The organism is Geoglobus sp., from assembly GCF_054018175.1.
The window spans coordinates 1-20,614 of sequence record NZ_JBPLZQ010000076.1 but is presented as its reverse complement, the minus strand read 5'-3'; the positions used below and the strand labels follow the sequence as shown (position 1 = coordinate 20,614).

Below are 20,614 nucleotides of genomic sequence, written 5' to 3'. Positions count from 1 at the left end.
CATTCCTCTTCCTCTCCACATCAGCGACCGTGCCCGCAATGGCCCGGATTTGAGCGTTTATCCGCTCGATCTCCACGGGATTCACGGCGAACAGCATCCTGAAGTACCTGACGTTCAGGGAAGCAGTCTTTTCAAGCCTTCTCGATGCTTCGTGGAACGGATTTTCACCGAGCTCGTCCCTCCACAGCGTCAGCATGGCAGAAACGAAGTTGCGGGCCTGATCCCTCAGTCTCGGATGAACGGCATCAAAATCGAAACCCTCAAGGGATGAAATAAGACTGCTGATTTCAGCACGCAGTTCTCGCTCCTTCTCAGACACGAAGGGCTCTATCTCCCTTTCAGCGGATTCCATCATTTTCAGAAGTTCTTCCTCCACCACTTCCAGCGTGACTTCCTTCACCCTTCTTCTCCTGAAAAGCCCGAATCCCATCAATCTAAATTCTCAGGACGGCTTTATAGTTTACTGTTTTTCAGTTATGAATGCGTAGCATCACAGCTCCTCAGCATTCGCTTTAGATCCCCTGACAGACGAAAGCGCTCTCACCCTCCTCAGGTGCTCCTCACCGCTCAGGAACAGAAGAATGACGAGCATGCTGAGGACCGGTAGCCACATCATCACGGAAAAGAGGAAGTGCATGCTGTCCATGAAGCCCTCGACCATCGCAATCAGAGGCAGTGGATTTCCCTTCACTGCCAGAACCCTGAGCAGCGCCATGGTTCCCGGATCTGGAATCTGGTTGCCGTAGCTTCCGAGCCAGTCCTTCATCCTGTTTGTAAGGAGCACTCCCCCAACCGCCACACCCATCGCCTGCGACAGCGTGTTCACAGACCTGACCGTCCCGTTGGCCATCCCAGCCTTCTCCGGAGGGACTGACGCCATTATGACGTTGAACGAGGGGGACATCAGCATCCCCATCCCGATCCCCATGGGCATTAGCTTCACGAAGAACTCCCAGTAGCTCACGCTCTCCTCAATCCTGGAAAGGTTGTACATCCCGAGAGTGAAGAGGAGGGGACCGGTGCACATCAGGTACTTTGGATTGATCCTGTCGCTCAGCCTTCCGGCTAAGGGGGAGAACACCGTGTTCACGAGGGGCAGCACGATCATCCAGTAGCCAGAGTCGGCAGCGCTCAGCGACTTTATTCCCTGCAGGAAGTACGGCAGAACGAAGAGCGACGAGGACATTCCGAAGAAGAGGATGGAAACAGCGAGTATGCCTACGGTGAAGTTCCTTATCCTGAACAGGGAGAGGTCGAGAAGTGGATGCTCATAGCTCAGCTCTCTGAGAGCAAATGCCACGAGATACGGCACGGCTATTGCGAAGCAAGCGAGAGTTTTCTCGTCCGCCCATCCCCAGTCCTGTCCGTTAATGATTCCGAGAGTCAGGGAGCCCAGGCCTATTGCCAGGAGAGTCGCTCCCGTGAGGTCAACCGGAACTCTATCCCTTGCCCCCAGTGGTGGTAGAAGGATGTACGCCAGAATGACCGAAGCTATGCCCACCGGGACGTTCAGGTAGAACACCCAGTGCCAGCTCAAATGCGTTGTCAGCCACCCGCCAATTATCGGGCCGAGGGTGAAGCTCGAAGCGACAAGAATTGAGTTGAGCCCCATCGCCGCACCCCTTTTGCCAGGAGGAAACAGCTCGGTGATTATTGCCAGGGTGTTTCCGCTCAGCATCGCCCCACCAACCGCCTGGAGGACCCTGAAAAAGATCAGGCTGCCTATGCTCCATGCCTGTGCACACAGAAAGCTGCTCACAGTGAAGATGATCATAGCTCCCATGAAGTACCTGTCCCTCCTGACCATGTCCCCTATCCTCCCCGCGAGGACAAGCAGAACCACCATTGTGAGGGTGTAGCTGTTGAGAATCCACTGTATGTCAGACATTCTCGCGTTGAAGTCCCTGGCTATGCTGGGAAGGGCGACGTTCAGCACGCTGACGTCCAGCAAAACCATGAAGAGTCCCATTCCAACCGGAATGAGTCCCAGCCACCCTGACCTCGTCATTGTCTGCCCCTAATTCTCCTCCTTTTTCTGAAAAACACTGCCGAAAGGGTCACGGCAGCGGCCACCATAGCGGAGGCTACGAGAACCACTGGGGTCAGGACGGGTTTTTCCACAACTCTCACCGAGGCTGTGACCGGAAAGGTCAGGTGAGTGTAGCCCTCTTCGTCATCATACCGAACTCTCACGCTGATCGGGTAATCACCCATGCCAGCATCCTTGTCGACCTCCACTCTGAACTTCGCCACCGCCTGCTGTCCCGGAGCGAGGGTGCCGATGTAGTAGTAGGACGGCTGTGGCTTTCCGGTGATCCCCATCAGGGAGCTCGAACCCGCAGGATGAAGTGGTGGACTCAGATCGAGCTCGAGGATCGCATCGTACATCGTCCTGTTTCCGGCGTTCAAGACTGTAAGCTCCAGGCTACCTGTTTCGTCTGGTGTGAGATCGCCTCTAACCGAAACAACCGTGATGTCCTTCTCCAGTGGTCTGATCACTACTGGAATCTCGGAAACGCTCACAAGGTCGTGAACTCCATCAACGCTGTACCTCTCAAGCAGATACAGGCTGTGCTCTCCCTCTGCAACCTGATCCGAAACCGATATTCTGAAGGCGACCTCCCTGGACTCTCCAGCCCTTAGAGAGTGAATGTAAGCGGTCGAGCTCACGGGAGCTATGGTGGGCTCCGGAGAAACTAAGGTGAGCCTGAGGTCGGTGATGTCCTCGTCAAGCGTGTTTTTCACCCTCACCCTGATGGACTCCACGGTTCCAGCTCCAATGTCTTCCAGGGGCAAAAGCTCAACGGCAATTGAATTCTGCCCGCCAACTTCTACCTCCACTGGAATCCGCCCGGACACCTCATCGTCCCCAAGTTCGTTCCTGTAGGCTATCTCCAGAATCCCCCTGTACTTTCCGGGCGGTGCCGTCGAGGTTATGTAGAAGACGAGGTTCCTGACATCTCCCGAACTGAAATTCCCGAGGTAAGGCGAATTCTCGGCTCTCAGCATTCTGTTCTCAAATTTAAGGAACGCGACAGCATCGCTCACACTCTCGCCAGAATTTTTCAGTGAAACCACAACATACCCTCTCACCCCGGGAATCCCAGCTTTCCCCGGGACTGGGGTGTAGCCGGGAATGAAGCTAGCAGACTTTACCAGGCTGAAGTGCGTTCTGTCATAGACATTCAGGCCAACAGTCTTGAGCACGGCTCTGGGTACTCCGGATGTCGTCTCGAACCTAATCAGAAAGGTTGCCGGATACGTCTGGTTGACCGCGCCGTCCATAACGTAAAGCTTAAACGTCGCGTTCTTCCGCTCCATGGGAGATAGGTGCCCGATGTATGCCGCTGCTCCCGAAGGGTTAGGCCTGAAGGGTGGCGTCGCATTGAGAATGACGACGCAGTTTTCAACGGGATTCTTCCCGGAGTTCACGATTTCAACCCTGATCGCACCCTCCTCTCCGGATATCAGCTGACCCTCCAGAACTGCCAGAGAAAAATCGTAGTCCTTCTTTTCCACTGTCACCCCGACATACTCAACATCCACCTCGTTCTCGTAGCTTATAACCGGGTTGCCGTTTTCCAGGTAGTACGTCACCCTGCTGAATCTCAGCTTTACAGGCAGGGTGTACTTGCCCTCACCTGCATCATCGTCCACCTGAATCGTGAAGACTGCCCTTGCGACGATCCCCGACGGCAGGTCTCCGACAATGTAGGGGTTAGCCGACCTCACACTGAACGGCAGCTCGCTATCATCAACCTCGACTCTCAGGTTCTTTGCCGTTGTCAGAAGGGGTATCAGGCTCGAGGTGTTCTCATTAACTGCAAACCCAGACAGCCTGGCATCGTTCTCGATTAAAATCGTCAGCACAGCCTCCTCACCGGGATGAAGCGTACTGTCCTGAAGGGAAACGTGGAACGTGAAGTCTGCTGAAGCTGAAGCAGTTTGAACGATAACGAGCGACAGCAGCAGAAGTACAGCTGGAATTGCCTTCACCTCACTCCACCCCCTCGGAAATAAACTCAATTGCCCTCTCGAGGGCCTTTTCCGCCTTTTCCTTTGACTCTGCAGCAGTTTTTGAGAGCATAACCACGAACCTCATCCAGTTTTTGAGTTCGAAAAGCCTGAGGAAGTTCTCCCGCTTAACGTTCATGAATTCAACAAGGTTCGCGTACTCGTCACTGTTCAGCACACCCCACTCCTTCAGAGCCTGAATCTTGAGAAGTATCGCCTGCTTCTCCCGCTCCGCGTAGTCCTTCAGCGCCTCTTTCCCGACATCAGATAGAGAGTACACCTTTCTCTTTCCAGACACCTTAACGTCCAGAAATCCGGCATTCTGAAGTTCGTGCAGAAGTGGATACACCGAACCGGGAGATGGTCTTTTCGCGGTTTTCTGGGCTATCCTCTCCATCAGCTCCTGCCCGCTAAGGTCGCTCTTTTCGAGCTCCTTTAGAATGAGTATCTTCAGAATGCCCTTGAGATACGTCACAAAATGGCTTTAACTGAAAAATGTAAAAATGTATCGGATTCCGATATATCCGGAATGTCACTTCTTTATCACGAGGCCGTAGGGATCGATCTCCTCCCTGAGGACCCTGAGCTCCTCATCAGTCGGAGGCTCGAGGATCTGGATGTCGTCTGCAATCACGGGCTCAAACCCCATGTCACTCACGACATCGTCCACGCTCAGGCCCTCCCTCACGGCAATCAGCCTCATTACTCTGGTTTCATCATCGAAGTCGAACATTGCCTTGGAGGTTATCACCCTCCACGGGCCTGTATCCTTAGGCAACCCGTACTCCTCCCTCGTCTTCCCATCGATGACGTGCCCCGGAGATGTCACGAAGTCGCACCTCTCCACGAATCTGCGCTTCTCGTGGTTCATCACGATTATCGTCTTCCAGCAGTAGCTCGCAACCTCGTTGCCTCCTCCACTTCCGGGGAATCTAACTTTCGGCCTTTCGTAATCCTCGCCAATCATCGTCGAGTTTATGTTGCCGTACTTGTCTATCTGCGCCGCTCCGAGCATTCCGTAGTCTATGTACCCTGCCTGAGCGTAGTTGAACGCTAAACCCATGCTGCACCACTGCAGGCTTCTGTAGGTGTTCTGCGGACCGCCCATCGTGCCTCTCAGAAAAGGAGTCCTGCTCTGAGGCCCAATGGCACCGAACTCAAACACCTGGGTTATGTTCGGCGTGTAAAGCCTTTCGGCCAGCAGAGCAACCACCTGGGGCATCCCCCAGCCCACGAAGACCGTCTTGTTATCCTCGAGAAGTCTCGCGGCTTGACATATCATGAACTCAACATCCGTATAGCTCATCTGTATCCCTCCAGAATCTGAGCCTTTCTAATCAGCTCCTTGAGCTTCTTCATCCCAACCCTCTTCTCTAAAAACTCTTCATGACTGTCAACGCTGTAGATGTACTCCTCGAGGTACCTCTGCATGTCCTCTTCCTCCCTTATTGATGATAGCATCAGGTAGTGCTCGGAGTCCATCTCGTAATACCCCTGCGTACCACCGGGGTAGGCGCCGAAGGGTGCGTGAACAACAGCGTCAACCAAGTAGTAAGGAATTATGGTCATGTTCGGCTCCTTCCTGAACTCGATGGTCTCCACTATTCTTTCGGCGGAGATAATCACCTTCTTGGATGCCATTGCGGTTTCGAGGGTTGCGACGGTTGGCCCGTAGACCCTCGCGTTTCCGTAAATGTCGGCTTCCTGAACATGAATTACTGCAACGTCGGGATTTAGAGCAGGGAGCAACGCCACGGGCTTTCCTGTAAATGGATCCTTGACTGCCATGGCTCCTGATTTCCTGAACGTGTCGGTGCCGAGCAGATCTCTTGCGGGAATGAACGGTATGCCCATCGCCCCTGCAATCAGTCTGTAGGTTATGCTGCCGTTGCTCCAGTCGTAGACCTTGACCTCGCCGTTCTGAACCTTCCTGGCTATGTAGGGGCCAAAGCCAAGAAATCCCACGTCTATCCTGTCAACACATCCGGCCCCTGCCAGCAGAACGCTCTCAAGCAGCGTGAACTTGGCGCATATCCAGAGGTGCTTCTTCCCCTGCCGGATTATCTCCCTTATCAGACTCTGCGGCCCTCTCGTCAGGCTGGAAAAGTCGTATGCCAGATAATCCCCATCGCTCACGAACTTTCTCACCGCCTCGCTCTCGTCCATCAGCTTGTCTTCCCAGTTCCTGTTCTTCCTGTCCCTCACGTACTCCCTGAAGTCGTCGGGATCGATGAAATAGAATTCCGCATCACCTCTGTCCAGAATCTCCATTTCACAAAACCTCCTGATAATTAACGAACAAAAATGAGAAAAAAATGTGGTTTATAAAAGTTTTCAAACGTTCTCGGTCAGCTCGACGCAGTACTTCTTCACTGTCTCATCATCCGGCGGGCTGGTCAGCAGCGAGATTACGACGAACAGTATGAAGCCCACCGGGATGGCCCAGAACTGGTGCGGCGTAACGATCCACGCGGCCTTGTTATCTCCGAAGAGCATCTGGTTCAGGAAGAACCATGCGTGGTGGCCGAGGTTGAACTTGGCGTACATCCACGCGTAGAGGTGCAGGAAGAACATTATTATCGCAGTTGCCCACATTGCCGTTCTTGTTGCTCTCTTCCACCACAGCCCGAGGACGAGTCCCGGACCTATGGATGCTATGAGAGCGACGAAGGCCCAGCCGGAGAGGTCAAGGACGAGCGCTGGCGGGTTGAACGATATGATCATTCCGATAATCAGGAAGACTATCGAAACGATCCTCGCAGTTGTGACGGGGTTCTCCTGGGCGTACTTGCTCCTGAGCTGCATGCCGAGCAGGTCCCTCGTCACGAGCGTGTTGACGACCATGACCCATCCAGCTGCCGTTGACATCGCAATGGCGAGACCACCTGCTGCAAGAATGCCGAGGACGAGCGGATTGGAGAGGGCCTCGACAGCTGCGATCATGGAGTAGTCAACGACTGAACCGACCTGGTACGTCTGCTGAATTATTTTCAGAACACCAACTGCCTTCCCTCCAGCCTCAGCGGCGAGCGGGTGGTAGCTCTCGATCATAACCTTCGCTCCGGCACCGATTATCTGCAGTGCCATGTAGAAGATGCCGGCGAAGAGAGCTGTCCAGAAGATGCTCCTCCTCGCGGTCTTTATGTCCATGGTCGTGAAGAACCTGACGACCGTGTAGGGCATGACCGCGAATCCAAAGTGCCAGGTGAAGTACCACCCGATTATCGCAAGCCATGTTCCGACGAACGCGTGCGGTGGTTCAGCGTCGCTCGCGGTGTTGAAGAACTTGGGGTTGTTTGCAAGAACAGCTTCATGGAATCCCTGAAGCCCGCCGAGCTTCATGATCATGACTATCGCGGCGATGACGGCAGCGACGGTCATCAGAGCCGCCTGGAAGGCCGCGTTCCACGACGTTGCGACCATTCCACCCCAGACGACGTACAGCAGAACGATCACAGTGCCGATGATGACTCCGTAGATGTAGTTGATCTTCAGTATCGCGAGCAGGAAAAGTGCCATGCCGACGATGGACAGGGTTATGTAGAGGATCGAACCGAAAGCGACGATGACTCCAATGAGCCACCTGAGCTTCTGATCATTGTACCTGTCAGCATAGTAGTCCGCGAAGCTCGTGGGTGCGTACTTTCTTAATGCAGAAGCGGTCAGCAGTGTTGCCAGCGGCATTCCGAGGATGATGGCTGCCATCGCCCACCAGAATGGATACCCGAGAATGAATATGTATGCTGGCAGTCCGAGCATCGAAGCGGGGCTCAGGTACGTGGACTCGAGCGCAAGTCCGTTCACAAAGCTTCCGATCTGCCTGCCAGCAACGTAGTAGTCGGTCGCGCTCTTGAGCTTCTGCCTGCTCCACCAACCGATGTATATCGTTACCAAAAAGTACAAAACCGTAACTCCAACTACGATCGGATCCACAGCCATCAGCTACCACCTCTCGCTTCTTCAGCCTTTTCGGGTATGTAGTAGTACAGAAACGCCACCACCACTGGTATGATGAACGTCCCTATCAGGCTCGCGTATATCGTCGGCGCAAGCACTGGCCCGATCCATACGTGGTTGATCCCTGCAGTCGCTTCGAGGGCCCACATCAGGAATGTGTACCCGTACATCACTAAAACACCAAGCCAGAACACCTTCGGCGGCCAAGGCATAGTCTCACCTTACGTTAAGTAAAATTCATGATTAATTTAAACTTTTCGCAATCACACATTATAAATTTTAATAGATCTCAAATAATAATGACGAACTGTTTAAAAAATAAATGACGAGTCTGACATCTGCACCCGGCTGATGAAAGACTCGAGAGCATTTAGAGAGTTAATTCCGTACTTCATCAGCCTCATCATCTGGATCTGAAATATCTGAGCCTCGATGTAGGCATCTGCCATCGCGCTGTGCCTGTAGGTTAAGGGAACGCTGTACTTCCTCGCGAGGGCTTCGAGCGTCAGATCCTCTCTGGTCGGTTTTTCTCCAAAGATCTCGCCAATGACACGCTCTACCACCGCTATGTCGAGGGACTTCTGCAGCTTAACCCTGATGCCGCACCTGTCGAACTCCTTCTCCAGAAAGCCGATGTCTATGCTCACCCCGTGTCCAACAACGACCCTGCCCTCAATGCGCTTCAGGATCTCGTCAGCCACCTCACAGAATTTCGGAGAGTCCTCCAGCACATCGGGAGTTATACCGTGGTACTTCACAGACGAGATCCTGAAGGATTCCGGCTTCACAAAAGTGTGGTAAGAATTTCCAACCATGATACGCAGCCCGTCCATGGGGATTACTGCTATGCTTAAGATCTCGTCCCTCTTCAGGTCGAGCCCTGTCGTCTCAACATCGACCACGGCGAAGTTAACGTCCCTCAAATGGCATCAACTCCGTAGTACTTCTTAACAAACCCCTGAAAGCTCTTTATGATCTTGAAAGTCTCTCTCAGAATGACGAGGTCAAGCTTCTCCAGCTCTGCCTGGCCTATCAGGTTGTCGCTCCTGTGGGCCTGGTGCCTCAGCCTGAGATCCTGCAGGAACTCGAAGCTCTCCCTGAGTTCCTCAACCCTCTTCTCCCCGATAACTTCCTGCAGAGCAGATATCCTTGACAGGGTGTTTGTTTCCCTGATCTCGTTGTCAATTGCAAAGACCCTCACAGCGTTGACTATTGGGTATATCCCGTGCTTTTTGACGTCTATCCCCTTGTCGAGGTCCTTTATACCGAATATGCCGAGAGGCGGTTCGAGCGATGTCGCGTCGTAGGCCAGGAACCTGAGAGCCTGCGTGTTCTTGACCTCGAATATGTGATCAATGAGCTCATCGTACAGCTCCCTTTTACCATACACGTGCCTGACGTCGAGAAAAACGGTCAGGAGTCTGAGGTTCTTCGGTGTGGGCTCGTTAAACCACTCTTTGAACATCCTCTTCCACTCATCGATCCCGTAATGCCAGTTCTCGGCCATGTAACCAGCGACGCATCTGGGTATGCCTATGTAGTCCACTGCGCTGTTCACCTCTTTCAGGAACTCCCCGGGAATTTCAGTTTCGCATATCACCGCGTTATCCTGATCAGTCGCTATAACCTGCTCCTTCCTCCCACTGCTTCCCATGTTGACCCATGAAAATTCGTTCCCAACTGAGAACTCCCTCGACAGGACCTCAAGCACCCTCACATACACCTGATCGTATATCGCATTTATCATCCTCGACAGATCGTGAAACCTGACATTTTTACCGGCAAGGACTCTGATCTCGTCCTTCACAGAGTCCATCAGGTCCTTCATCTCCCCGAAATCGTCTGTCCTCCTGAGCCTTCTGTAGATGCGAATTACCTTGGCAAACGGTTCAAAGACGGAAAGCACGTCCTTGACAGAGATAACACCCTCAAGCCGGTCCCCGCTCATTATGACGAGGTGATTCACCCCGGCCTCGATCATCTTTATGTACGCCTCAAAAACGGGCTCTCTGACGTCAGAGGTTATCAGGCCTGAGCTCATGAACTCCCTCACGCTACCATCAACCCTGTTTGCTGCCACAGCCTTTTTCAGGTCAGTGTCCGTGAATATTCCCACCGCTTTCCCTGAGTTCACCACAACGAGGCTGCCGACAGACTTCTCGAGCATGAGTCTTGACGCACTCCTTATGTCACACTCCGGGGTGCAAGTCACCGGTTTTCTGTGGACGAGCTCGACCACGGGCCTCAGGAGGAATTCCTCCACCTGTGTGTCAAACCTGAGCTCTCTGAAGCGCTTTTCTGCGAAGGTCTCAAAGAATATCCTGAACTTAGAATTGCTCTGCATCACATCCCTGAAGACCTTACCGTCGAACAGGTAGCATATCGTGTCCTCCTCCGCAACAGCCGTGGACGAGAAAGGGATACCCTCAACGGCAGAGGTCACTGCGAACAGCTCACCTTTTGTTAACCTCTCCTCAACGTCGTTCCTGAGCAGCACCCTACCAGAGTAGATGAAGTAAACGTACCTCGTCCTCTCCCCCTTGCCAACTATTGTCTCACCATTTTCGAAAATCTCGACCTCCATTCCCTCGATAAGTCTGTCGAGCTCGCTGCCGGAGAGATAGGAAAAGGGGACAACTTTTCTGAGAATCTCTCTCGGTGGGATCATTGACTCACCAGAAAAAGAATAACTATTAATTTTTATAAATTTTGGGGGAGACCCCCGGAAGGGTCAGACAAACATGACGCCCTTGGCCTCGAATTTCACGGGTTTGCTGTCCTTCTTCAGGACTTTGGCTATCGCCCTCTCGAAGTCCTCCATCGTTATTCTCGCCTTCTCCTGCTTTATCGCGAACATTCCAGCCTCGGTGACTATGGCCTTTATGTCCGCACCGCTCGCCCCCTCAGTCATCTCAGCCAGCCTTCTGAAGTCCACGTCATCTGCGATCTTCATCTTCCTCGTGTGGATTCTGAATATCTGCATCCTGCCTTCGAGATTCGGCATCGGAATCTCGATAATCCTGTCAAACCTACCGGGCCTGAGTATTGCCGGGTCGAGTATGTCAATCCTGTTTGTTGCGCCGATTATCTTAACGTCTCCCCTCGGATCGAAGCCATCCATTTCAGCCAGAAGCTGCATCAGCGTTCTCTGAACCTCTCTGTCACCGCTCGTATCGCTGTTCGTTCTTCTCGCAGCTATTGCGTCTATTTCGTCTATGAACAGAATTGTCGGTGCCTTCTCCCTCGCAAGGTCGAAGACCTCCCTCACAAGCCTCGCGCCCTCTCCTATGTACTTCTGAACGAACTCGCTCCCGACGACCCTTATGAACGTGGCGTTCGTCTCTGCCGCAACTGCCTTCGCTATCAGGGTCTTTCCGGTTCCGGGTGGACCGTAGAGCAGCACGCCCTTTGGAGGCTCGATGCCGATTTCTGCAAACAGCTCTGGCTTAAGCAGAGGAAGCTCGACTGCCTCTCTCACTTCTTCGATCTGCCTGTCAAGCCCGCCGATGTCGGAGTACGTGACGTTCGGCCTCTCCTCTATTTCGAATCCGTAGACCGTCGGGTCCTTCGGGCTCGGAAGCACGCTGACCACGGCAAGGGTTTGCTGGTTCATCGCAACCCTCGCTCCGGGCTTGAGTTCGGAGAGGTCCACGTACTGGGAGACGTTCACGAGGAACTTCGGCCCGGTAGAGCTCTTAACAACGACCCTACCGTCCTCGAGAATATCTGAGACGGTTCCAACAATTAAAGGCGGTGATCTTAACCGTTCAATCTCACTCCTGAGCCTCCTAACCTCCCTCTCAAACCTGATCCTTTCGGACTCGACAAACCTCTTCTCGTCTTCAAGCCTCCTGTATAGCTCCTTCAGCCTTTCGTACTCTTTTTCCAGTATCCTGAGCTTGAGCATGAGATCCTCATTTCCAGCCGGACTCTCTATCATGTCCTCCGTCATATTCCCCATACCTTTTTATTTTTTGAGCTCAACTCCCTTCCGGGAGTCTCCAAATAGAATTATATAGCTACAAGTATTTGAAGTTATTGGAAAATTGGCAGGGGATGGCAATGGAGTGCGAGATCTGTGGTAAGGAGATCAGGGGTAGGGGTTTCAAGGTTGTTGTCGAGGGGACCGAGCTGAACGTGTGTGCCAGATGTAAGGAGTACGGAGTCGAGAACATATCCTCTTCATCTCAGCACGGGGTGTCAAGGGTCGTTAAAAAGGAGAGGATTAGCGTACGAGGAGGAAAGCCGATAGTCTTCACGGAGGAGCTTGTAGAGAACTTCAACGAGATAATAAGGAGGGAGAGGCAGAAGAAAGGGTGGAGCCAGGAGGAGCTCGCGAAGAGAATACAGGAGAAGGAATCGCTGATAAGAAAAATCGAGAACGCCGAGATTACTCCAGAGCCAGAGGTTATTGAAAAGCTCGAAAGACTGTTTGACATAAAGCTCAGGGAAAAGGTTCAGGAGGTGAAGGTCGAGTCTCACAAAAAGCTTGTTCCGACCCTCGGAGATGTTGTCGTGATAAAGAAGAAGAAAAGGTGACGCCAAACTCCCAATCGATCATCCGTACTGTTTGAGCACAAACCACCTCGTTCCATTTTTGGTGTCCACCAGGGCTATTCCCCTGTTCCTGAATCCGTCTCTGATGCGGTCTGCCTTCTCAAAGTCCCTGTCCTTCCTCGCCTGCTCCCTCTCCGTTATCCTCTCAACATCCTCTCCGCTCAGAACGGGAGATCTCACGTAGTCCCTCACGAGCCCCATCACGTCCATCATCGAGTGCATCTCCTCGAATGCCCTCTCGAGGCTGTCAAGAGCTGCGGAGAAGAGCAGGCTGTTGATGTTTGAAGCATATCTGTGCATTATCGAGAGTGCCCTGGGCGTGTTGAAGTCGTTTTCGAGGGCATCAACGAACTGATCGATGACCGACGGGATGTCGGAACCATCCCGATCTCCAAGAAAGGTTTTTATGTACGCGATCTCCATGTCAGCGTTCCTCAGAGAGTTGAGGAGGTACTCATACGACCTCTTCGCTTCAACGACCTTCTCATCAGAGTAGTCGAGGGGGTGCCGGTAGTGTGCAGATAGAAGCAGGTACCTCAGCGCCATACCCCCGTACCTCTCAACGACATCCCTTATCCTCACAATGTTGCCGAGGCTCTTGCTCATCTTCTCCCCGTTTACGGTAACAAAGTTGTTGTGAATCCAGTACCTCACCGGCTCAACGCCGTGGAGCGCGTAGCTCTGGGCCCTCTCGTTTTCGTGGTGCGGGAAGACCAGGTCCATCCCACCACCGTGAATGTCGAAAGGAACGCCCAGAATTTCCGATGACATTATGCTGCACTCTATGTGCCACCCCGGTCTGCCGTAACCCCAGGGAGAGTCGAAGTACGACTTGGCCTCGAAGTCCTCTTTTTTAGCGGCTTTCCACAGCGCAAAATCCCTCGGATCTCTCTTTTTCGGGTCTGGCTCTATTCTGTGCCTGTTCAACTCATCCGTCGACAGACCAGAAAGCCTCCCGTAACTTTCAAAGGCGGGCACGTGGAAATAGACGTCGTATCCGTTTTCCTTCTCCACGGTGTAGGCATACTCCTTCTCTATCAGCGTTTTTACCGCCTCGATTATGTGCGGTATGTACTCCGAAACCTTCGGCCTTATGCAATCCTTCACGTTGAGCTCCTCCACATCCCTCATGAACTCCTCGATGAATCTGGACGAAACTTCAAGCGCGGATTTCCCCTCTCTGACAGCTCTGTTTATGATCTTGTCATCGATGTCGGTGAAGTTCTGGACCATTGTAACCCTGTGGCCCCTGAATTCGAGAAACCTCCTGAGAGTGTCGAAGAGCACGGCATTTCTCGCATGCCCTATGTGAGAGTAATCGTAAGCTGTTATTCCGCACACATATATTCTGACCTCCTCGTCAAGGTTCAGCTCAACGAGCCTCTTCTGCATTGTATCGAAAAGTTTCATAAATCCACAGTGGAGATGCTCATTTAAATTACTTGCTGGAGTGGTGAGGGGTGTATCAAAAACTCACGGAAGTTCTCGGCAAAGAAAGACTGCAGAAGTGGAGGATGTACGCCAGAATGACCGATATCTCTTCCATTTCAAGGAGGTATTTCGTCATAGGATTTTTCGATGGAGTTCTGACAATTATGGGAATGGTCCTCGGAGCCCACCTGAGCGGACAGGCAAGCAGGGAAATAATATTCTCGGCAGGTATCGCCACATCTCTCGCCCTCGGAATATCGAGCGGGTGGGGTGCGTTTGAGGCAGAGAGGGTCGAGCAGAAGCTGATAGCCATGGAGAAAAGACGCGCACTGCTCAAGTCCGACGGTGAGCAGTGCCTAATCGACGAGGCTCACGAGTTTGCCATGAAGATCAGTTCCCTCGTCCACGCCGTCGCGCCGATTCCTGCAGGAGTGATACCTCTCATCCCCTACCTCTTCCTTCCAGAAAGCCTGGCGTTCATCCTTGCCCTGATCACGGGTTTTGCACTGCTGTTCGCGGTAGGGGTGTCAATGGGGAGGGTGTCGAAGAGCGGCATCATAAGATCTGGACTGAGAATGGTGCTCGCAGGAATTACAACGCTGATCATAGTAACTCTGCTCAGCCCGTCCCACTTATGAAGTAAAGAAAAAATAGAGTTCATTCGGTTTTCAGGGCACCCAGGACGGCGACACTCCCGGAGTGACACCAAACACGACCTGCACCAGGAAGTAGCTCAGCAGGGACACGAAGACTATACCAATCATGTTCAGCACCAGGCCTGTTCTCGACATCTGAGGCACGGTGACGTATCCCGTTCCGAATACTATCGCGTTGGGCGGTGTTGCGACCGGAAGCATGAAGGCGAAGCTCGCCGCAATTGCAGCTGGAATCATGAAGAACCTTGGATCCTCACCCATCGCCAGCGCAAATCCCGCCATTACGGGCATCATGAGCGTGGCTATTGCCGTGTTCGACGTCATCTCGGTCAGGAAGATCACGAGAGTTACGATGGCGAACATGACCACGAGCGGGTGCACACCCTTGAGGAAGAGGAGCTGTTCTGCAATCCAGTTCGCGAGCCCACTTTTCGTGAACGCTGAACTCAACGCGATGCCTCCGCCGAAGAGCAGCAGGATGCCCCACGGTATGTCCTTGGCATGATCCCAGTCGAGGGCGAACTCACCCTTCCTGAAGTCAACCGGAATCAGAAACAGCAGGATTGCGGCCAGCATTGCGATTACGTAGTCGTTCACGAATGGGAGGTAGCTGCTTATCCCGGGGATTGTCACCCCACCTATGACCTTCGGTTTGCTGTTTATCCATGCGAGGGCGGTCAGGACGAACACTGCAAGCACTATCTTCTCCCCTCTGCTCCAGGGTCCAAGCCTCTCGAGCTCCCTCCTGACGAGCTCCCTACCTCCAGGAATCTCGGATATCTCGGGTGGAACAATCAGGTACACCAGGACAAACCAGGCTATGAACAGAAACGTCCAGGAAATCGGGATTCCAACCGCGAGCCAGTCCGTGAACGTTATGTCAGGAGCGTCAGGGAAAAGCTTGGCAAACGTTCCCACGAACACCGCGTTTGGAGGTGTGCCTATGATCGTCGCGACGCCTCCAATGGACGCGGCATAAGCTATACCGAGCATTAACGCCGTTCCAAACCTGAAGTTACCCGCCCTGAAATCCACATCTTTGAGCTGACCCTTCCTCTTCATTTCCTCTCCGGCCATGGCGACATGCAGGATGATCGAGAGGCCGATCGGCATCATCATCATGGTCGTTGCCGTGTTGGAAATCCACATGCTCAGGAACGCTGTGGAGACCATGAAACCGAGGATCACCTTCCTCGGGCTCGTTCCAATTGCGTTTATGATTATCAGCGCGAGCCTCCTGTGCAGACCCCACTTCATCATCGCAGCAGCTATCAGAAATCCTCCCATGAACAGGAAGATTACCTTGCTGGCGTAGCTCGGTGCCACCTCCTTGAGCTTGCTGACCTCAAGCATCGGCAGAACAACCAGTGGCAGCAAAGCCGTTGCCGGCAGGGGTATTGCCTCGCCGATCCACCAGACAGCCATCAGCACTGTGAGGGCGAGAACGCTCTTCATGTCCTTGGCCTTCTTGATCACTTTCTCGTAAGTCCCGGGATCCTTTTCCCTTACGAGGTCCATGAGTCCCCGGATGTCGCTTATACTGCTGATCCTTCCATCGCTAACAGTTACGAGTCCTTTTGACTCCGCAGCAGCGAGGATGTCCTCGCTGAGCTTTACAGACTTGACACTCGTTTCCACGAACGTTGCGGGAACCGGCATGAGGAGAATCGCTGCAAACAGTACAATTCCGAGGAAAAGGGAGTACCTCTGCCTCTTGGAGTACTCGTGCCTGTCATCTCCGGCAACAAGGACATCGGCTATGCCTCCCTCCTCGAAGTCCTCCTCGACTCTTTCCTCTATTTTCCTGATGACTTCATCCTCTCTTCCCAACACCACCACCTCAGGACGAGGAAAAAAGACGCTCTAAATTAAATTTTCGGAATAGATAATTACAATTAAATTTTTGGTGATTAATAATTTTAATAATTAATTTTCAGAAATGCCTTACTATCTGACGACTATCCTCAGCTTACCTATGCTCTCCCTGATTTCAACATCGATGTTCTGCGCCCTGAATATGTTCTCGAGGAATACCCTGATGAACCTCATTTCGGAAGGGCATGCAAGTATCAGGGTGTAGCTTCCGTCGCCATCCTCCTTCACCCTGAAAAAGTTTCCGGGCTCCATGTACTGCAGGATGCTCTTCACGTCCCTCAGTCCCTTGTTGGCGTACTGTACTCCGTGCTCTTCCCCGGACTTCGCCACGAGCTCCCAGAACTTCTCGTCAGCCTTTTCGTTCAGCACATCCCACATGGCGCACCAGTGCTCCAGATCCACGATGACGTGCTCACCCTCGGATAGAAAATCGATGTAAACCATGATCTCCCTCTTGGACACATTCTGGGAGAATTCGAACTCGTAGTGGGAGTTCAGAGCATCCCTTACGATTTCGCTCGCGCTCTTTCCGGTCCTTCGAATGAGTTCCTCGAGTATCTGCGATGTCCTGGCATCAAGGCTGATTGAGGTCCTGTAGACCATGCCAGTTCCTTATTTTGTATGTATTAGTAACTTACGGTGGTAAAAGAGAGATAAAGATTCACACCCGCGATTAAAGGAGATTACGGGTGAGATAAACCGCGTTAACTATATTTATAATCATTATTAACACTCAACTGAAGCCCATGACGGAGGACGGGAAGATCTACAGGAGAGCCCTGGATATGCACAGAAGGTACGAGGGAAAGGTAGAGATCATGCCAAAAATACCGTACAGGGGACTTGACGATTTCGCATACCTCTACACCCCGGGGGTTGCAAGGGCCTGTGAGGCCATAGAGGAAAATCCCGACGAGGCTTACGAGCTCACCTGGAAGTCCAACAGCATCGCGATAGTAACCGACGGGTCGAGGACGCTGGGTCTCGGAGACATCGGGAGTCTCGCCTCTCTACCAGTCATGGAAGGGAAGGCGCTCATCTTCAAGCTTTTTGGAGGCGTGGACGCGGTTCCCCTCCCGATCAGCGAACACGACGCGGACAGGTTCATAGAGATCGTCGAGAAAATCTCACCATCGTTCGGAGGGATAAACCTCGAAGACGTGGAAAGTCCCAAGTGTTTCTACATTCTCGAAAAGCTGAAGAAAAGGCTCGAGATACCGGTCTGGCACGATGACCAGCAGGGTACCGCGACCGCTACGCTCGCCGCCCTTTTCGGTGCTCTCGATGTCGTCGGAAAGAGGCTCGACGAGGTGATCATCGCGGTCATAGGAGTTGGGGCTGCAAACACAGCTGCAATAAGGATGATGATGGAAGCAGGTGTTCCCGGGGAGAACATCATAGCCGTGGATTCCAGGGGCATACTCTACAGGGGGAGAGAAGGTCTTGAGAGCAGCGACCACAAAAGGTGGATTGCCGAGCGAACGAACCACGGGATGAGAAGGGGAGGGATAAAGGAGGCAATGAAAGGGGCAGATGTCGTGATTGCAGCGAGCAGGCCGGGGCCAGGAGTGATAAAGAAGGAGTGGATTCTCGAAATGAGCGACGACCCGATTGTCTTCGCAGAGGCGAACCCCGTTCCGGAGATACTGCCAGAGGAAGCGAGGGAGGCCGGAGCGAGGGTTGTTGGCACGGGAAGGAGCGACTACCCGAACCAGATAAACAACAGCCTCGTGTTTCCTGGCATATTCAGGGGGGTCCTGACGGTGAGGGCGAGGGAGATCACAGATGCCATGGCCATTGAAGCGGCAAAGGCCCTGTACGAGTTTGCAAAGCCAAAACTGAGCGAGGACTACATAATACCAAGGATGGACGAGCTTGAGGTGCACGAGAGGGTGGCCATCAGGGTGGCGGAGAAGGCGATTGAACTCGGTATAGCGAGAAAGGAAATGGGCAGGGGTGAGCTCGCGAAGGAGATAAGGAGGGTGCTCGACGCCACCCACGAGAAGGTGAGGGCGATATCAGAGGTCCTCAGCACTTTATCTCCCTGACCGTTTCCACGAATTCAACATCTCCATCGAATTTTTCGAGCTTCACAACCTGAAACGGACTTGTAACGACCTGCGTGACGAAGCACGTGTCCGAAGGTACGTAGAGATCCACGTAGACCACAAGCTTTCCACCTTCAATGACCATTTTGTCTATGTTTATCTCATACCCTCCAGTCTTCTGCTCGCCCATAAAGACTGCTATCACCATGGACGTGTTGAAGTCGGGGGGCTGGAAGATCACTCCCGTCTCGTTTATGAACTTCCTGAAGTCATCAGGGCTTTTAATAACTGCATACGTCTTGTTCTCCACGTTGGAGAAGTACCCCTTCCCTATGACCTCGAACCGGACCTTTTCTTCCTTCTCCTGAGTTCCCGTACATCCCACAGTGAGAATGGCAAGAAGTGCCACGAGCGCAACCAATCTATTCATGTCCGGAGTGAAATTTTCGGAAATATAACACTTCCCAAAAACAACATTTTTAACAGACATCTCCACCGCTAATTGTGCTCGAACTGCTGATTGCCGTGGCACTCGAGGTGATCAGAGCAGAGCCACCCGAGAGGGTTCACCCCACGGTCTGGTTCGGAAGGCTCATCGACATCCTCGATGGAATTCTTCCCGGTTCCATTTACGCCGGACTGCTGCCACCTGTTTTTGCGTCTTCCCTGGCACTCCTGCTATCGCTCGCGGCCATGAACCTGCCCCACCCCTTCAACATTCTCGTTTCAGGTTACCTGCTGTACAGCACGATATCGATCAGGAGCATGGTCAAGCATGCGAAAGCGTGCATATCCGGCGGTGGAGTCGATCCTGAAAAGCTCAGGATGATAGTCAGCAGGGACGTGGAAAGCCTCGAAGAGTGGCAGATGTGTTCCGCAATCATAGAGAGCGTCTCTGAGAACTTCGTAGACGGAGTTCTCGCTCCTTTATTCTATTACGCGATATTCGGCCTGCCTGGTGCGATGGTTTACAGGGCCGTGAACACGTGCGACGCAATGCTCGGCTACAGAACGGGTAGGTACGAGAAGTTCGGGAAGGTTTCAGCACGGCTCGACGATGTGCTTAACTTCATACCGTCCCGGATTTCCCTGCTCCTGTACGCAGTGCTCAGCCGTCGCGCGCTTGCGTGCGGGATCAGGCACAGTCCCAAGCTCAACGGCCATTCCATATCTGCAATGGCAGGATTGCTCGGAGTGACACTGCAGAAACCGGGGAGCTACACAATAGACTGCGGGAGGTATCCGGACATAGGGGATGTTGAAGCAAGCCTGAGGTACTTCAAAGCACTTTCAGGAATGGCAGTGATATTAGCACTGTTAGCAGGACTGCAGGTATGAGGTACCTGTAAACGTCCTGAAGTCTCGCCCTGAAGTACTGGGCGGTGAAGACCAGGCAGAGGTGCATCGGTGAAAGCATGACTCCCGTTAATCCGCCGAGAAATATGATGAACAGGTGGCTGTTCACGATGTCACCCGTGCCCGTGAATGAGGTGAGAAGTGGGAGAGCCACAGACGTGTAGCTGAGCTCGATACCTGTTGCAAACGCAATGAGAAATGACAGTGAGAACGCTGCCACGTACGGATTTGAAAACGAGAGAACCTCCGAGTAGAAGGCAGATGACGCGTTGCTCATCTCGATGGCGTTTTTGTACAGCATCACCCCGATAACCAGAACAATAATCTTGAAGTCGAGAGTCTTTCTTAAGATGTCCGGGATCTTCGAAATCGCCCTGTTGAACAGGATGATGCTGAGAAACGCCGCGATGAGAGCGACGAGCAGGTCACCGGTGATGGCTGCGAACACAACTATCACCAGAACAGGGTACATGTAGGCAAGCCCACTCAGATCTCTCTTTCCATCGTTCTTTCCCCGTACAGTTCCAAACAGCAGCATTCCCGAAACAACAGAGGAGATCAGGATCGGGTACGTCGAGAGAGCTATTTCCGAGTAGCTCGTTGAGAGGATTCCAATCGCAATAACTATGTTCGGGTACAGTGGCCAGAACGTCACCCACACATGTCTGAACCAGTAGTTGATGAAAACGGCTTTCTCTGGGGAGATCCCAAGCCTATCTA

Annotated in this window: 20 protein-coding genes; 4 read left to right on the top strand and 16 right to left on the bottom strand. The window is 52.8% G+C overall.

The genetic code is table 11. The features are described 5' to 3' along the window. The 11 genes from ACXJJC_RS06165 to pan form a co-directional block, all read right to left on the bottom strand. Window positions 1-430: hypothetical protein (locus ACXJJC_RS06165; protein WP_456370230.1), on the bottom strand; the 430-nt coding region annotated here is incomplete at its 3' end. A 60-nt stretch (window positions 431-490) separates the two neighbouring features. Continuing rightward, window positions 491-2,008, bottom strand: a complete 1,518-nt coding sequence (locus ACXJJC_RS06160; RefSeq protein WP_456370229.1) for a DHA2 family efflux MFS transporter permease subunit — start codon at window positions 2,006-2,008, stop codon at window positions 491-493. Then, window positions 2,005-3,996, bottom strand: coding sequence for a COG1361 S-layer family protein (locus tag ACXJJC_RS06155; protein ID WP_456370227.1), 1,992 nt, complete (start codon window positions 3,994-3,996; stop codon window positions 2,005-2,007). Before ACXJJC_RS06155 ends, ACXJJC_RS06160 begins: the two co-directional genes overlap by 4 nt. Before the next feature lies 1 nt (window position 3,997). Next, window positions 3,998-4,489, bottom strand: coding sequence for a PadR family transcriptional regulator (locus ACXJJC_RS06150; protein WP_456370225.1), 492 nt, complete (start codon window positions 4,487-4,489; stop codon window positions 3,998-4,000). Between the two features lie 57 nt (window positions 4,490-4,546). Further along, the gene (locus ACXJJC_RS06145; protein WP_456370224.1) at window positions 4,547-5,320 is read right to left on the bottom strand and encodes a CoA-transferase subunit beta; all 774 of its coding nucleotides are present in this window, start codon (window positions 5,318-5,320) and stop codon (window positions 4,547-4,549) included. Continuing rightward, the gene (locus tag ACXJJC_RS06140; RefSeq protein ID WP_456370222.1) at window positions 5,317-6,285 is read right to left on the bottom strand and encodes a CoA transferase subunit A; all 969 of its coding nucleotides are present in this window, start codon (window positions 6,283-6,285) and stop codon (window positions 5,317-5,319) included. Before ACXJJC_RS06140 ends, ACXJJC_RS06145 begins: the two co-directional genes overlap by 4 nt. Window positions 6,286-6,348: 63 nt before the next feature. Then, window positions 6,349-7,953, bottom strand: coding sequence for a sodium:solute symporter family protein (locus ACXJJC_RS06135; protein WP_456370220.1), 1,605 nt, complete (start codon window positions 7,951-7,953; stop codon window positions 6,349-6,351). After that, on the bottom strand, window positions 7,953-8,183 hold the full coding sequence (locus ACXJJC_RS06130) for a hypothetical protein (RefSeq protein WP_456370219.1): 231 nt from the start codon (window positions 8,181-8,183) through the stop codon (window positions 7,953-7,955). Before ACXJJC_RS06130 ends, ACXJJC_RS06135 begins: the two co-directional genes overlap by 1 nt. Before the next feature lie 99 nt (window positions 8,184-8,282). After that, window positions 8,283-8,894, bottom strand: coding sequence for a 3'-5' exonuclease (locus ACXJJC_RS06125; protein ID WP_456370218.1), 612 nt, complete (start codon window positions 8,892-8,894; stop codon window positions 8,283-8,285). Further along, window positions 8,891-10,639: a putative nucleotidyltransferase substrate binding domain-containing protein gene (locus tag ACXJJC_RS06120; RefSeq protein ID WP_456370216.1), complete on the bottom strand. Its 1,749-nt coding sequence runs from the start codon at window positions 10,637-10,639 to the stop codon at window positions 8,891-8,893. Before ACXJJC_RS06120 ends, ACXJJC_RS06125 begins: the two co-directional genes overlap by 4 nt. 63 nt (window positions 10,640-10,702) lie before the next feature. After that, window positions 10,703-11,911, bottom strand: coding sequence for a proteasome-activating nucleotidase (gene pan / locus ACXJJC_RS06115; RefSeq protein ID WP_456370215.1), 1,209 nt, complete (start codon window positions 11,909-11,911; stop codon window positions 10,703-10,705). Window positions 11,912-12,027: 116 nt separating this feature from the next. Between pan and ACXJJC_RS06110 the strand changes: the two genes are divergently transcribed. Beyond that, window positions 12,028-12,510 carry a multiprotein bridging factor aMBF1 gene (locus ACXJJC_RS06110; protein WP_456370214.1) on the top strand — a complete coding sequence of 161 codons (483 nt, stop codon included), beginning with the start codon at window positions 12,028-12,030 and terminating at the stop codon, window positions 12,508-12,510. A gap of 18 nt (window positions 12,511-12,528) precedes the next feature. Here the strand turns inward: ACXJJC_RS06110 and cysS are convergent, their stop codons facing one another. Next, window positions 12,529-13,938, bottom strand: coding sequence for a cysteine--tRNA ligase (gene cysS / locus ACXJJC_RS06105; RefSeq protein ID WP_456370212.1), 1,410 nt, complete (start codon window positions 13,936-13,938; stop codon window positions 12,529-12,531). Window positions 13,939-13,988: 50 nt separating this feature from the next. Between cysS and ACXJJC_RS06100 the strand changes: the two genes are divergently transcribed. Continuing rightward, window positions 13,989-14,597, top strand: coding sequence for a VIT1/CCC1 transporter family protein (locus ACXJJC_RS06100; RefSeq protein ID WP_456370211.1), 609 nt, complete (start codon window positions 13,989-13,991; stop codon window positions 14,595-14,597). Between the two features lie 30 nt (window positions 14,598-14,627). Here ACXJJC_RS06100 and ACXJJC_RS06095 read toward each other — a convergent pair whose 3' ends face one another. Together ACXJJC_RS06095 and ACXJJC_RS06090 are read right to left on the bottom strand one after the other, a co-directional pair. Continuing rightward, complete coding sequence (locus tag ACXJJC_RS06095) at window positions 14,628-16,445, bottom strand: SLC13 family permease (protein ID WP_456370210.1); 1,818 nt, start codon at window positions 16,443-16,445, stop codon at window positions 14,628-14,630. A gap of 117 nt (window positions 16,446-16,562) precedes the next feature. Then, window positions 16,563-17,093 (bottom strand): ribbon-helix-helix protein, CopG family, encoded by a 531-nt coding sequence (locus ACXJJC_RS06090; protein ID WP_456370209.1) that lies wholly within the window; start codon window positions 17,091-17,093, stop codon window positions 16,563-16,565. 143 nt (window positions 17,094-17,236) lie between these two features. Here ACXJJC_RS06090 and ACXJJC_RS06085 point away from each other — a divergent pair, with 143 nt between their 5' ends. Then, a complete protein-coding gene (locus ACXJJC_RS06085; protein ID WP_456370207.1) occupies window positions 17,237-18,538 on the top strand; it encodes an NAD(P)-dependent malic enzyme in 1,302 nt (433 codons plus the stop codon). Here the strand turns inward: ACXJJC_RS06085 and ACXJJC_RS06080 are convergent. Further along, window positions 18,519-18,968 carry a protease complex subunit PrcB family protein gene (locus tag ACXJJC_RS06080; protein WP_456370205.1) on the bottom strand — a complete coding sequence of 150 codons (450 nt, stop codon included), beginning with the start codon at window positions 18,966-18,968 and terminating at the stop codon, window positions 18,519-18,521. The two genes, ACXJJC_RS06085 and ACXJJC_RS06080, sit on opposite strands and share 20 nt — an antisense overlap. A 74-nt stretch (window positions 18,969-19,042) precedes the next feature. Here ACXJJC_RS06080 and cbiB point away from each other — a divergent pair, with 74 nt between their 5' ends. Continuing rightward, window positions 19,043-19,876, top strand: a complete 834-nt coding sequence (gene cbiB / locus ACXJJC_RS06075; protein ID WP_456370204.1) for an adenosylcobinamide-phosphate synthase CbiB — start codon at window positions 19,043-19,045, stop codon at window positions 19,874-19,876. Here cbiB and ACXJJC_RS06070 read toward each other — a convergent pair. Next, window positions 19,818-20,614 (bottom strand): DUF401 family protein (locus ACXJJC_RS06070; RefSeq protein WP_456370203.1); only part of this gene is annotated, 797 nt, incomplete at its 5' end. The two genes, cbiB and ACXJJC_RS06070, sit on opposite strands and share 59 nt — an antisense overlap.

Bases quoted from the DNA above. Each gene is read 5' to 3' on its own strand.
- ACXJJC_RS06110 (WP_456370214.1), top strand. From the start codon at position 12,028: ATGGCAATGGAGTGCGAGATCTGTGGTAAGGAGATCAGGGGTAGGGGT.
- ACXJJC_RS06160 (WP_456370229.1), bottom strand. From the start codon at position 2,008: ATGACGAGGTCAGGGTGGCTGGGACTCATTCCGGTTGGAATGGGACTC.
- ACXJJC_RS06145 (WP_456370224.1), bottom strand. From the start codon at position 5,320: ATGAGCTATACGGATGTTGAGTTCATGATATGTCAAGCCGCGAGACTT.
- ACXJJC_RS06080 (WP_456370205.1), bottom strand. From the start codon at position 18,968: ATGAATAGATTGGTTGCGCTCGTGGCACTTCTTGCCATTCTCACTGTG.
- ACXJJC_RS06140 (WP_456370222.1), bottom strand. From the start codon at position 6,285: ATGGAGATTCTGGACAGAGGTGATGCGGAATTCTATTTCATCGATCCC.
- ACXJJC_RS06135 (WP_456370220.1), bottom strand. From the start codon at position 7,953: ATGGCTGTGGATCCGATCGTAGTTGGAGTTACGGTTTTGTACTTTTTG.
- ACXJJC_RS06090 (WP_456370209.1), bottom strand. From the start codon at position 17,093: ATGGTCTACAGGACCTCAATCAGCCTTGATGCCAGGACATCGCAGATA.
- ACXJJC_RS06085 (WP_456370207.1), top strand. From the start codon at position 17,237: ATGACGGAGGACGGGAAGATCTACAGGAGAGCCCTGGATATGCACAGA.
- cysS (WP_456370212.1), bottom strand. From the start codon at position 13,938: ATGAAACTTTTCGATACAATGCAGAAGAGGCTCGTTGAGCTGAACCTT.
- ACXJJC_RS06120 (WP_456370216.1), bottom strand. From the start codon at position 10,639: ATGATCCCACCGAGAGAGATTCTCAGAAAAGTTGTCCCCTTTTCCTAT.
- ACXJJC_RS06130 (WP_456370219.1), bottom strand. From the start codon at position 8,183: ATGCCTTGGCCGCCGAAGGTGTTCTGGCTTGGTGTTTTAGTGATGTAC.
- pan (WP_456370215.1), bottom strand. From the start codon at position 11,911: ATGATAGAGAGTCCGGCTGGAAATGAGGATCTCATGCTCAAGCTCAGG.